The sequence below is a fragment of the Marinobacterium rhizophilum genome, from assembly GCF_024397915.1.
Lineage (GTDB): Bacteria > Pseudomonadota > Gammaproteobacteria > Pseudomonadales > Balneatricaceae > Marinobacterium_A > Marinobacterium_A rhizophilum_A.
Genome location: NZ_CP073347.1, coordinates 1,495,331 through 1,506,962, shown reverse-complemented (window position 1 = coordinate 1,506,962; position 11,632 = coordinate 1,495,331). Strand labels below are relative to the sequence as shown.

The window sequence follows — 11,632 nt, the reverse complement described above, 5'->3', positions numbered from 1 at the left end:
CCCTTGTGGCAAGGGCCGGCGCCGGGATGCAGCGCCTGGATGCTGAGCTTGTCGGCCCCCGTGGAAGGGGCCGGCGCCGGGACACTGCGCCTGGATGCCGAGCTTGTCGGCCGTTGTGGCAAGGGCCGGCGCCGGGATGCAGCGCTTAGATGCTGAGCTTGTCGGCCAGGGTCGCCAGCAGCTGGTCGATGGCGATGTCCTGGTTGTCGGTATCGCGACGACCCTTGTATTCCAGGGTGCCGGCGGCGATACCGCGGTCCGAGATCACCACGCGGTGAGGGATGCCGATCAGTTCCATGTCGGCGAACTTGACCCCCGGGCGCTCCTTGCGGTCATCCAGCAGGACGTCGTAACCGGCCTGCTGCAGGTCCTGGTAGAGGCGATCGGCGAGCGCCTTCACGTCGTCGGACTTGTCATAATTGAGCGGCACCAGGGCGATGTGGAAAGGCGCAATGGCGTCAGGCCAGATAATGCCCTTGTCATCGTGATTCTGCTCGATGGCGGAGGCGACAACGCGGGATACACCGATACCGTAGCAGCCCATGTCCATGACCTTGGCCTTGCCGTTTTCGTCCAGCACGGTGGCGCCCAGTGCCTCGGAATATTTCTGGCCCAGCTGGAAGATGTGGCCCACTTCAATACCGCGGCGAATGGACAGGGTGCCCTGGCCATCGGGGCTCGGGTCACCTTCAACCACGTTGCGCAGGTCCGCAACCTGGGGAAGTTCCAGGTCGCGCCCCCAGTTGATGCCGAAGTAGTGCTTGCCGTCGATATTGGCGCCGGCGCCAAAGTCGGATGCCATGGCAACAGCACGGTCGACAATGCAGGGAATGGCAAGATTCACCGGCCCCAGGGAGCCGGCACCGGCACCGATAACCGGGCGGAATTCATCTTCCGTGGCCATGGTGAGGGGGGCGGCGACCAGCGGCAGTTTTTCAGCCTTGAGCTCGTTCAGGTCATGGTCACCGCGTACCAGCAGGGCGACGAAATCGGCTTCGCACTCTTCGGATGCGCGTACGATCAGGGTTTTGATCGTCTTTTCGATCGGCAACTGATGCTGGTTAACCAGATCGGCAATGGTTTTGGCGTTCGGCGTGTCGACCAGGTGCATGTCCATGCTGGCGGCAGCACGTTCACCCGCCGGTGCCAGGGCTTCGGCCAGTTCGACGTTGGCGGCGTAGTCGCTGCTGTCGGAAAAGGCGATATCGTCTTCGCCGGAGGACGCGAGTACATGGAACTCGTGGGACGAGCTGCCGCCGATGGAGCCGGTATCGGCCAGTACCGGCCGGAAGTCCAGGCCAATACGGGTAAAGATGTTGTTGTACGTCTGGTACATCAGCTCGTAGGTTGCCTGCAGCGATTCTGCACCCAGGTGAAAGGAGTAGGCATCCTTCATGATAAATTCGCGCGAGCGCATGATGCCAAACCGGGGCCGGATTTCGTCACGGAACTTGGTCTGGATCTGATAGAAGTTGGCTGGCAGCTGCTTGTAGCTTTTGACTTCGCGGCGAATCATGTCGGTGATGACTTCTTCGTGGGTCGGGCCGACGCAGAACTCGCGATCGTTGCGATCGCGCAGGCGCAGCAGTTCCGGGCCGTACTGCTCCCAGCGGCCGGACTCCTGCCACAGCTCGGAGGGCTGGATGGCGGGCATCAGCACTTCCTGGGCGCCGGCGCGGTCCATTTCCTCGCGCACAATGCGCTCGACCTTGCGCAGCGAGCGCAAGCCCATGGGCAGCCAGTTGTACAGGCCGGAGGCGACCTTGCGGACCAGTCCTGCGCGCAGCATCAGCTGGTGGCTGACAACTTCGGCGTCGGACGGGGTTTCCTTGAGTGTGGCAATCAGATATTGGCTAGCGCGCATAGATCCTAAACCCAGAAATCGGAAAATGTTGCGGAAAATCGCACCATTGTAGGGACGCGGGGGGTGGCAAACAAGCCCGTTGCGCGCATGCTGTGTGTTATCCGCTTGCGGGAGCCGCGCCTGCAGTCTGGCCCAGGGCCTCAGGCGGCACTGAGGTCCTGCATCTGCATAAATGCGAAAAGCTCGCGCAACTGGGTTTCGTCGAACAGCGGAATGCCGTGGCGCATGAGTTCGGCGGCCGTTATGCCGCTGCCCTGCACAGGCACCTGCTGGAACTGGCCGTCGTATACCCGGGTCGGGCCGCAGGACGGGCTGAGGGACTGTAGCAGGGCGCAGCAGCACTGCTCCCGCTGCGCCACTTCCAATGCCAGTTCAGCACCGTGAAGGTAAGCGGGGGTGAGGTCTTCACCGTCGCGGTCAGTGATCAGAATGGGAAAACGCTGGCGGATTTCCGCGCCGGGGCGCTGTACCGGCAGGCCGGCCGCGACCTCCGGGCAAAACGGCACCAGCCGCCCCTGGCGCCGCCATTGTTCAAGTTGCGGATGGACCAGGCGTCTTTGCTGGCTATCCCGGTGTACCGTCTCGCCCAGCAGGCAGGCGCTGACCAGTATTTTTCCCATGTTGATAGCCTCCTGTTGAACCGTCAAATCAGAACGGCGCAGAGACTATCAGGGCTTTGTGAATGGCAGGTTACATGGCCGGTGTGCTTGCATCGGCGCACTGCACCTGGTTGCGCCCCTCGGTTTTCGCCTTGTAGAGTGCGCTGTCGGCGCGGCCAATAAAATCGTCGGAGCCTTCCCCGGGGCGGTACTGGGTGACGCCAAAGGAGGCGGTGATGGAGCTGATCACCTCGCCGGACTTTTTCAGCTTGATGCGGATGGCCTGGATCTTGTCGCGCAGATTCTCTGCCAGTTTGGCGCCTTCGTCGAGGCTGCCGCCGGGCAGAAGTATGGCGAATTCCTCGCCGCCAAAGCGTACCGAAAGCAGTGGCTCGGCGGTATTCTCTTTCAGCAGCTTGCCGACGTATTGCAGCACCTTGTCGCCCATAAGGTGACCGTACTGATCGTTGAAATTCTTGAAGAAATCGATATCCAGCAGCACGATGGTGGTACTTGCGCTGTCAGGGCTGCCAATCAGCTGCAGCAGTTCGCTGTCGAAGACGCGGCGATTGAACAGCCCGGTAAGCGGATCGACGCGGGCATCCTGGCGGGTACGCTGCAGTTCGGCCTTGAGCGTGGCGATTTCGGCCTGGGCTTCATCGATGCGCTGCTGGAACTTGCGTGTGGTCGCGCTGATCGCTTCGGTGTTCAGTGCGAGGTTCTGGATAATGGACTCCAGCGGCAGTTCGCTGTATTCGCCATCGGCGAGTGCGCTCAGGCTGTCCTGCAGTACTTCGCTGTAATCACAGGTACGTCTGGCGGTTTCGTGGGCCTGGTCATTCAGGTCGTTCATCAGCGAGATCAGGTTGCTTTGAATATCCTTGGCCGATTCGAGTTCATCCTTGAGCATATGCTCGCGAAACAGCTGTTCGCTTACCATTACAGGGCAGGTGCCGTAGGTGCTCACTGTTGTGTCCAGTACGCTGTTCAGCTCGGGCATGCGGTCGGAAACATAGGTATACCAGAGAGCATAGTTCAGCGGGTTGGGCGGGATGTTGTACTTCACCATGAGAGGGATGGCTCGACGCAGGTAGTCTGCCGCCTGATTGGAATTCTCCGCGAATTTCATAGGTATCCTTTCTGTTCGACGGATTTGAATGGGGTCGCGGGTGCTCGTGCCCTTGTCAGCGACGATCTTACCGGCGCAGTCCCGGTACTATAAGAGACTTTCAGTGCTCAGTGCCAGTCATCCTGTTGTTACACATCGCTAACGTACCAAATATGACGCCAGAATGGGGCTGAATGGGTGATCAGGCGCGGGAATTTGCGGCTGGAAACGGGTATGTTCCAGCGGCGCTTTCGGGGCTATCCTTGTAACTGGACCCGAGGAGGTGCAGGTGATACGACTAGCGAGTGTTTGCGGGGTGCTTGGTGCCACCGTGCTCAGTGGGCTGATCAATGCCGGTGCTGTGGCGCAGCCCCTGCTGGCGGCCCACTCCGATCACCGTCCGGGTACTGAGCCTGATCAGGAATCCCGCTGGGAGCGCGGTGCCGGGGCACAGGCGCCGGCCCTGGTGCCGGAGTCGGGACGCTTTGAGTCCATTGAGGATGCCCTGGCGCACTACCGTGGGCTGGTACTGGAGTACCGCTGGCCGCCCATCGTTGCGACGAGCTCCCTGCGTCTTGGGGACAGCGATCCGGTGGTGGCCGATATCCGTACCCGGCTGATGCTGCTCGGTGACCTGCAGACCCGGGCGAGTCCGGCCGATGCCTGGCTTTTCGATGCCCCGTTACAGGCGGCGCTGGAACGGTTCCAGCGTCGCCACGGCCTCGAGCCGGATGGCATCTTTGGGCGTCGATCCCGCGCGGCGCTGGAAGTCCCCCCCAGAGCGCGCTACCAGCAATTGCAGCTGAACCAGACGCGCCTGGCGCAGTTCGACACACAGCGTGCGGGTGCACACACCTATGTCGTGGTGAATATTCCGGCGTTCGAAATGCGTTATGTCGAAGCGGGCAAGCCGGTGCTGAAAATGCGCGCCATCGTGGGCAAGCTCGAGGCGCGTACGCCGCTGGTGGCCAGTCAGATTGACTCGCTGGAACTCAACCCGGACTGGAACGTACCCAGCGGCATTGCCTACCGCGATATAGTCCCGGAAATGCAAGAGTCGCCGGATGCCCTGTATAGCAAGGGGCTCGAGCTGGTGGTCGGGTATGGCGCCGGCATGCGGACGTTGCCCTTAAGTGAACTGGATTACGAGCGGCTCTATCGCGGGCCGCAGCCCCAGCAGCGTTTCTGGCAGGCGCCTGGCCCGAGCAATCCACTGGGACTGCTGAAGTTCAATTTCCCCAATCCCTACCTGGTGTACATGCACGGTACGCCCAGTGCCGGGCTTTTTAACCGGCCGGTACGGGATTTCAGCTCAGGCTGTATTCGTATCGAAGATCCGGACCGGCTGGCCAGGCGGCTGTTCGGGTTGTCAGGCGGTGAGCGTGGCCTGGCGTCTGTTTCCCGGCTGGAGCGGGAAATCGCCAAGGGCAAGAATCGGGTATTGTCATTGCCAAGCCCGGTGCCGGTCTATACCACGTACTGGACCGCCTGGCTGGACGACGATGGCCAGGTACAGTTTCGTGAGGATCTTTACGGGCATGACATGGAAGCCGACAAGGCCGTTTCCGTGACACAGCAGTCGCGCATTGCGGCCCCCTGAGTGCCTATTCATTTCCCGTCTCCCGTCTCCCTTATCCCTTGCCCCTTCTCCCTTGCGTCGCCGCTAGTCCGCCGTTCGTGCGGGCTTGAGTGGGGCAAGGCAGGTGGCGGGCAAAGGCGCCAGGCGCATTTCCAGGGCGCTGGCCTCGGCATCGCTTAGCTCCAGCAGTATCCGCAGCTTGTCCCGCCACTGCCGCTCGATAACGGTCAGTCCCAGTTGCTGAATCAGGTGCTCCAGGGTGCCGGTCAGGTCGTGCGGTGCGAGCAACTCATAGGACTGTGTAAATACGCGGGTTTCGGTGGGCAAACTTGCCAGGCATTCCTGTACCGCCTGGCTGTAGGCTCTTACCAGGCCACCGGCACCGAGCTTAACACCGCCGAAGTAGCGTGTTACGACCAGGGTGATTTCGCCCAGCCCTGAATGTGCCAGTACGTTGAGCATGGGCTTGCCGGCGGTGCCGCGGGGTTCGCCATCATCACTGCAGTTCCACAGGTTGTAGTCATCCGGCGCCCCGGCCACATAGCACCAGCAGTTGTGGTTGGCATCGGGGTAGCGGTTGCGCACCTGGAGTACAAAGTCGTTGGCGGCTTGCGCGCCTACGGTGTGCGCGGCCTGGCATATGAACTGGCTGCGCTTGATTTCCAGGCTGACCGCATGGGGCCGGGCCGGTCGCTGGTAAGTCTCAGGCATCGGTTGCTGCAAGCCAGAGGCTGAGGCTGGCGTACCAGTAGTGTTGTTGCAGATTGTCGCGCAGCGCCTGCTGCAGCGCCTGCCCCGTAAGACCGCAGCGTGCCAGCAGGGCGCCGTCGACATTCAGCTCGAGCTCGATACGGGCACTGATGTAGTAGAGTGCGAGCTTTTCCCAGCGCAGATCCGGGTGCAGCTCGGACATCGCGGCTCTGAGGGCCTGTTCCACTTCGGCACGCAGCGGCAGGGTGTCGCAGTAGAGGCGCTGATCATCGTTGTAGGTGTCAATATGGAAGATGACATCGCCAATGTCGTCGAAACGGGTTTTGAGGATGCGCACCGCGGTATCGCCGATATAGTGCCCTTCGGAGGCGCTGAGGTGGCTTTCGACCTGGATGTGCATTTCCAGCAGGCTCTGGCCACCCATCAGGCGAGTTTTCAGGCTGTGCACACTGATGACACCATCGACATCCTGCACGGACTGCTCCAGTTCGCGCACCTGGTCTTCCGGCAGGGCGGTGTCGACCAGCTCCTTGATGCTTTTCCAGGTCAGGTCCCAGCCAATCTTGGCGATCAGCAGCGCAACCAGCACGGCGGTAAGGGCGTCCAGCCAGGCCCAGCCGAGCATGGCGCCACCGATACCGATCAGCACCACGATGGACGAAAAGGCGTCGCTGCGGCTGTGCCAGGCGTTGGCAATGATCAGGTCCGACTTGAGGCGCTTGCCCGCCGCCAGGGTGTAGCGGTAGATCCATTCCTTGCTGACAACCGATAGCCCGGCCACCACCAGGGTGGGCCACTCGGGAACCAGCAGTTCGGCGCCACTGAACATCAGCCCGACACTGTTGTATGCCATGGCTCCGGCAACGGCGATCAGCAGCCCGCCAAGCATGACGGTGGCGGCAGTTTCGAAGCGGGCATGGCCCCAGGGGTGGTCTTCGTCCGGTTCCTGGTGCGACAGATGCAATACGAGAACGACCATGAAATCCGTTGCCAGGTCCGACAGCGAATGGATGCCGTCGGCGATCAGGGCATGGGAATGGAAAAACAGACCGACCAGGATTTTGGCGATGCCGAGGACGGCGTCCAGCAGGCTGCCGACGAGTGTCACCTTCTGGGCTTCTTGCTGACGTTGCTTGGCTGTGTACATTACAAATCCATTGAATTAAGTGCACTAACAGGTAGCGCTTGCGCCTTGATGGGGCCCAGGTCCGGGGTCTGGGCAACCCAGTCTGGCAGCTGCCGCCTGCCTGTTTCAAAAATATTACATAGTAAAATCGCGATCAAGCAGGCCGATTATCACTGGTTTCGTCAAAAACTCGCTGCAAGTTGTTGTTATTATTTAATAAATAACTACTGATCAAAAAATAGCCAATCTGTCTCGATCGACGGTATTGCGGGGCGGGAGGCGCATATTTCGCTGTTAACCCACACCCTTATCCACAGCGCGTGTGGGTATAACCGCACAGCCCTGTCATAATGGGCCTGTGGATGCTTTAGCACAGCTACAGTCACTCCCGGTCCGGGCCTTGCTCAAATCAGTCGATACCCAGAATTTTGTGGGTTTGCAGGCTGAGTTTCCACTGCGGATGCTCCAGGCAATACTGGATGCAGCGTTGGCGATTGGCAGCGGCATCGGGGCCATCCAGTGGCTGCAGGTAAAAATTTTCGAAGGCCAGCCCGGCAAAACGTTCGGGGGCGGCCAGCAGTTGCGGGTAGACCAGCTTGAGTTCCTGCCCGCAGTGAATCGCAAGCTCAGTGCCGGCCTTGGGGCTCAGGCAGATCCAGTCGATCCCCTCGGGCAGCGGCCGGGTGCCGTTGGTTTCGATGGCGATCTCAAAGCCTGCGGCCTTGAACGCCCGCACCAGGGAAGTATCGAGCTGCAGTGCCGGTTCACCGCCGGTGCACACCAGGTAGGGTGTGCCCTGGTTCGGATCGGGCCAGAGTGCGAAGGCCGCTTCAGCCAGTGCCTCTGCGGTGGCGAACTTGCCGCCGTTCTGGCCGTCCGTGCCGACGAAGTCGGTATCGCAGAAGTCGCAGATGGCGCGGCTGCGGTCCTGTTCCCTGCCGGACCAGAGGTTGCAGCCGGCAAAGCGGCAGAACACGGCCGGCCGGCCGGCCTGGGCGCCTTCGCCCTGCAGGGTATAGAACATCTCTTTAACGCTGTACATGGGTTCTCCGGGGCCTTGCAGGGCCATTGCAGTGGGCGGCTCGCCGCGGCTGCTTCAAGTATGCACTCAAAGGCACCGTCTCGCCGCCCCTGTTGCGACCTGTCATGCGGCAGGCGCGGGCTCCAGCGACGCGCCGGCAACTTCACCGCCGAAGGCGTTGAGCAGGTCCGGAATCAGGCGCGTCAGCTCCAGGCCGAGCTGGGCGACGTCGGCGTCGAAGCGGGCCAGTTCATCATCGGCCACATCCTGCTGGCGCTCCTTGAACTGGTCGGTCTGCTTGAGGCGGTGAACGCTGAGGTCCTCGTGCAGCATGAGGCGCAGGTTCTCATCCCATTCCAGCGCCAGCTTGGAGACGCGCTTGCCGGCTTCGAGGTGCGCCACGATCTCGCTGCTGGTCAGGTCCTGGCCCTTGATGCGGATCACGCCGCCTTCCACCAGGTTGTCCTTGAGTTCGCTTTCGTCGAGCAGCTGCAGGTAGGCCGGCAGCGGCTCCTGCTGTTCGAGCCAGTGGCTCATGACCGCCGCCGGCGACTGCTTGACGTCGGTCAGAATGACGGGCAGTGAACCCAGGCTGTTGCGCAGCTGGCTGAGGAGGTCTTCGGCGCTCTTGTGGCTCGAGGCATCGACCAGAATCAGCCCGGCCTGGGGGGCGATCAGGGCATAGGTCTGGTTGCGTTTGCTGAAGGCGCGGGGCAGCAGATCGAGAACGATTTCGTCCTTCAGCTGGGTACGCTCGCGGCGATACACCTTGCGCGCCTCGTCCTTTTCAATCTTCTGCACCCGTTCTTCCAGCGTCTGGCGAATGACGCCCGAGGGCAGTATTTTTTCCTCTTTCTGGCTGCAGATCAGGTGATAGCCGGCGCAGCTGTAGACCAGCTGATCGGGCAGGGCCTTGCAGGGCGCAATCCAGCCGGAACGGCTCAGTTCCTGACTGCCGCAGGGCTGGAACGGCGTTTCGGCCAGTGCGGTTTCCAGTGCTTCGGTGTCTTTGTCGAAGGCGGCATTAAAGCGATAAAAGATAAGATTTTTAAACCACATGGGAAATCATTGCCTGCTGAGTAGGGGCGCTATTCTAGCGGCTCATGGCGTAATTGCCATGGCGAAGGGAACAACCACCGCCTGGGCGAGCTTCGCCCTGGCGGTGGCGGGCAGATCAGAGGCCTTCGTAGGCAAGCAGGGTGTGCACCGGAATGCCTGCGTCCTGAATGCGAGTGGAGCCTTCGAGGTCCGGCAGGTCGATCAGCGCGGCGGCTTCATAGACGCTGGCGCCCAGTTCCTTGATCAGGGTGCTGGCGGCCAGGATGGTGCCGCCGGTGGCGATAAGGTCATCAAATATCAGCACGCAGTCGCCCGGGCCCACGGCATCGATCTGCATCTCGACGGTGGCGGTGCCGTACTCCAGTGCGTAATCGGCCTGCACGGTCTTGCCTGGCAGTTTGCCTTTCTTGCGTACCAGTACCAGCGGCAGGTTGAGGTGATAGGCCATGATCGAGCTGATCAGGAAGCCGCGCGCATCGATGCTGGCAATATGGGTGATCTCGGTTCCGATATAGCGCTGAATAAAATCATCCGTGACCATGCGCAGGGCTTTGGGGTCCTTGAAAATGGGCGTGATATCGCGAAATATGACGCCTTTTTCAGGCCAGTCGGCAATGGTGCGAATGACCGATTTTACGTAGCACTCATCGTAGGGCATGCAATTGACTCCTTGGGCGCAGCGCGGGCTGCGGCTGTGATGCGGTAAATTCAGTTGCGACAGCAGCGCTCGGGTGAACGCTGCCGTCACATCAGTTTCAGGGTGCCTGGCGCAGGCTGGGGCACTCGCCGGACTGCAGGTACAGCTGCTGCAAGTCGAGGATATCGATTTCCTTGCCTTCCACCTGTATCAGGCCGCCTTTCTGGAAGCGGGTAAAAAGCCGGCTGACCGTCTCGATGGCCAGCCCCAGGTAGTTGGCGATTTCGTTGCGCGACATCGACAGGCGAAAGCGCGTTCTGGAGTAACCCCGGATACGAAAACGCTCCGACAGCCGGATCAGGAAGGTGGCCAGGCGCTGCTCGGCGGTTTTTTTCGACAGCAGCAACAGCATCTGCTGGTCATCGCGAATCTCCCGGCTCATGGTGCGCATGATCTGGCGTCGCAGTTCGGGCAGTTCGCCGGCCAGGTCATCGAGCCTTGCGAACGGAATATCGCACACCGTTGTGGTTTCCAGGACCTGGGCGGCATTGGGATACTGGCCCGAATCCATGCCGCTCAGGCCGATCAGCTCACCGGGGAAGTAGAACCCGGTGATCTGCTCGTCACCGTCGGCAGTGACGCTGTAGGTCTTCACGCTGCCGGCGCGGATGGCGAATATGGAGCCAAATGGCTGTCCCTGATCAAACAGCTGGTCGCCCTTTTTCAGTGGCGAGCTTTTGCTGATGATGGTGTCGAGTCGATCAATATCCGTCAGATCCAGCGACACGGGCAGGCACAGCGTACTCAGACTGCAGCTGTTGCAGTGCGCCTGCTGGGCCGGGCGTGATCTCCCCGGTGTGCTTGAATCATCCATAGGTACTTCCTGTTGCCTGGATCGTTAAATGAGGGGACAGACCGCGCAGAGCGGGCAATGCTGCCGGGACGTAATTATCCATCATTTGTCGAGCCGGTTGAAGTCATGTGAGGGAAGAGGACTCAGGGTGTCAGGATTGGCACCAGGGTCAGCAGGCCGAACAGGATAATCAGGCTGCCTGCCAGCTGCTGGGTGAGGCGCCGGGCCAGTAGCTGGCGCAGCTGGGCCGCCATAAGTCCGGTGGCAAGCATGGCCGGCAAGGTGCCTGCGCCGAAACAGGCCATCAACAGCGCGCTGGTCTGCCAGTCGCCCGCGGCGGAGGCCCAGATAAGGGTGCTGTAAACCAGGCCGCAGGGCAGCCAGCCCCACAGCAAGCCCAGCGCCAGGGCTTGCAGCGGTGTGCGGGCCGGTAAAAAACGGCTGGCCAGCGGGCGCAGGTAACGCCACAGGCCGCTGCCGGCCCGCTCCAGGTGCAACAGGCCTTTCCACCATTGTGCAATATAGAGGCCCATGGCCACGAGCATCAAGCCTGCCAGGGTGCGCAGTACCAGGGTCGCGGTGCTATCGGCGAGCAGCACTCCAAGCCCGCCCAGCAGCGCACCGGCCAGCGCATAGCTGAGCAGCCGCCCGCCGTTGTAGCCCAGCAACAGTATGATGGCCGGTGTGCGGCTATCGGGGCGGGTCATGCCGACGGTTGCAGCGATGCCGCCGCACATGCCGATACAGTGTGCGCCGCCGAGCAAACCCAGTACCAGTGCGGTGCCGATGGAGAGGCCTTCAGTCATCTTTAGCCGAGTCCGGTGTCGGGCGAGCAGCGGCTGCAGGCCTGGAAGGCTCCTGCCTGGCGTCGTCGGGAATCAGCTTGTCGTCATCATCAAACAGGATGCTGTGGGCGGGCGAGTCCATGTCGTCATACTGGCCGCTGTTGACGCTCCAGAAAAAAGCCCAGAGGGCGCAGCCGACAAAGATAATGGCGATGGGAATCAGCAGATACAGAATATCCATGGTTCAGCCTTTGAGGTCTGTTGCAGGGCCCGTCGAGTGTTGCAGTTTA

12 protein-coding genes are annotated in these 11,632 nt (G+C 61.2%); 1 reads left to right on the top strand and 11 read right to left on the bottom strand.

Annotated features, from left to right (window positions below; all coding sequences use genetic code 11):
* Positions 1–145: 145 nt before the first annotated feature.
* The 3 genes from KDW95_RS06675 to KDW95_RS06665 form a co-directional block, all read right to left on the bottom strand.
* Positions 146–1,864: a proline--tRNA ligase gene (locus tag KDW95_RS06675; protein WP_255855506.1), complete on the bottom strand. Its 1,719-nt coding sequence runs from the start codon at positions 1,862–1,864 to the stop codon at positions 146–148.
* A 140-nt stretch (positions 1,865–2,004) separates the two neighbouring features.
* On the bottom strand, positions 2,005–2,484 hold the full coding sequence (locus tag KDW95_RS06670; RefSeq protein ID WP_255855505.1) for a DUF523 domain-containing protein: 480 nt from the start codon (positions 2,482–2,484) through the stop codon (positions 2,005–2,007).
* Positions 2,485–2,554: 70 nt separating this feature from the next.
* On the bottom strand, positions 2,555–3,592 hold the full coding sequence (locus tag KDW95_RS06665) for a GGDEF domain-containing protein (protein WP_255855504.1): 1,038 nt from the start codon (positions 3,590–3,592) through the stop codon (positions 2,555–2,557).
* A gap of 268 nt (positions 3,593–3,860) precedes the next feature.
* Between KDW95_RS06665 and KDW95_RS06660 the strand changes: the two genes are divergently transcribed.
* Positions 3,861–5,171 (top strand): L,D-transpeptidase family protein, encoded by a 1,311-nt coding sequence (locus tag KDW95_RS06660; protein WP_255855503.1) that lies wholly within the window; start codon positions 3,861–3,863, stop codon positions 5,169–5,171.
* A gap of 63 nt (positions 5,172–5,234) precedes the next feature.
* On the opposite strand, the gene KDW95_RS06655 is transcribed toward KDW95_RS06660, so the two are convergent.
* From KDW95_RS06655 to ccoS, 8 genes are all read right to left on the bottom strand, one after another.
* Complete coding sequence (locus tag KDW95_RS06655; RefSeq protein WP_255855502.1) at positions 5,235–5,861, bottom strand: YigZ family protein; 627 nt, start codon at positions 5,859–5,861, stop codon at positions 5,235–5,237.
* Positions 5,854–7,008: a cation diffusion facilitator family transporter gene (locus KDW95_RS06650; protein WP_255855501.1), complete on the bottom strand. Its 1,155-nt coding sequence runs from the start codon at positions 7,006–7,008 to the stop codon at positions 5,854–5,856. The genes KDW95_RS06655 and KDW95_RS06650 overlap by 8 nt, the downstream gene beginning before the upstream one ends.
* A gap of 388 nt (positions 7,009–7,396) precedes the next feature.
* Complete coding sequence (queE, locus tag KDW95_RS06645) at positions 7,397–8,029, bottom strand: 7-carboxy-7-deazaguanine synthase (RefSeq protein ID WP_255855500.1); 633 nt, start codon at positions 8,027–8,029, stop codon at positions 7,397–7,399.
* Positions 8,030–8,131: 102 nt separating this feature from the next.
* The gene (gene rdgC / locus KDW95_RS06640; RefSeq protein WP_255855499.1) at positions 8,132–9,067 is read right to left on the bottom strand and encodes a recombination-associated protein RdgC; all 936 of its coding nucleotides are present in this window, start codon (positions 9,065–9,067) and stop codon (positions 8,132–8,134) included.
* Positions 9,068–9,182: 115 nt separating this feature from the next.
* A complete protein-coding gene (locus KDW95_RS06635; protein ID WP_255855498.1) occupies positions 9,183–9,725 on the bottom strand; it encodes an adenine phosphoribosyltransferase in 543 nt (180 codons plus the stop codon).
* A gap of 97 nt (positions 9,726–9,822) precedes the next feature.
* Entirely contained in the window at positions 9,823–10,578 is a 756-nt protein-coding gene (fnr, locus tag KDW95_RS06630) for a fumarate/nitrate reduction transcriptional regulator Fnr (RefSeq protein WP_255855497.1), read from the bottom strand.
* Positions 10,579–10,700: 122 nt separating this feature from the next.
* The gene (locus KDW95_RS06625) at positions 10,701–11,363 is read right to left on the bottom strand and encodes a sulfite exporter TauE/SafE family protein (RefSeq protein ID WP_255855496.1); all 663 of its coding nucleotides are present in this window, start codon (positions 11,361–11,363) and stop codon (positions 10,701–10,703) included.
* The gene (gene ccoS, locus KDW95_RS06620; protein ID WP_255855495.1) at positions 11,356–11,583 is read right to left on the bottom strand and encodes a cbb3-type cytochrome oxidase assembly protein CcoS; all 228 of its coding nucleotides are present in this window, start codon (positions 11,581–11,583) and stop codon (positions 11,356–11,358) included. Before ccoS ends, KDW95_RS06625 begins: the two co-directional genes overlap by 8 nt.
* Positions 11,584–11,632: the final 49 nt, after the last annotated feature.

What these genes read in the sequence shown, in the direction of transcription:
- KDW95_RS06635 (WP_255855498.1), bottom strand. Translation starts at nt 9,725, where the DNA reads ATGCCCTACGATGAGTGCTACGTAAAATCGGTCATTCGCACCATTGCC.
- KDW95_RS06670 (WP_255855505.1), bottom strand. Translation starts at nt 2,484, where the DNA reads ATGGGAAAAATACTGGTCAGCGCCTGCCTGCTGGGCGAGACGGTACAC.
- ccoS (WP_255855495.1), bottom strand. Translation starts at nt 11,583, where the DNA reads ATGGATATTCTGTATCTGCTGATTCCCATCGCCATTATCTTTGTCGGC.
- KDW95_RS06655 (WP_255855502.1), bottom strand. Translation starts at nt 5,861, where the DNA reads ATGCCTGAGACTTACCAGCGACCGGCCCGGCCCCATGCGGTCAGCCTG.
- queE (WP_255855500.1), bottom strand. Translation starts at nt 8,029, where the DNA reads ATGTACAGCGTTAAAGAGATGTTCTATACCCTGCAGGGCGAAGGCGCC.
- rdgC (WP_255855499.1), bottom strand. Translation starts at nt 9,067, where the DNA reads ATGTGGTTTAAAAATCTTATCTTTTATCGCTTTAATGCCGCCTTCGAC.
- KDW95_RS06665 (WP_255855504.1), bottom strand. Translation starts at nt 3,592, where the DNA reads ATGAAATTCGCGGAGAATTCCAATCAGGCGGCAGACTACCTGCGTCGA.
- KDW95_RS06650 (WP_255855501.1), bottom strand. Translation starts at nt 7,008, where the DNA reads ATGTACACAGCCAAGCAACGTCAGCAAGAAGCCCAGAAGGTGACACTC.
- fnr (WP_255855497.1), bottom strand. Translation starts at nt 10,578, where the DNA reads ATGGATGATTCAAGCACACCGGGGAGATCACGCCCGGCCCAGCAGGCG.
- KDW95_RS06675 (WP_255855506.1), bottom strand. Translation starts at nt 1,864, where the DNA reads ATGCGCGCTAGCCAATATCTGATTGCCACACTCAAGGAAACCCCGTCC.
- KDW95_RS06625 (WP_255855496.1), bottom strand. Translation starts at nt 11,363, where the DNA reads ATGACTGAAGGCCTCTCCATCGGCACCGCACTGGTACTGGGTTTGCTC.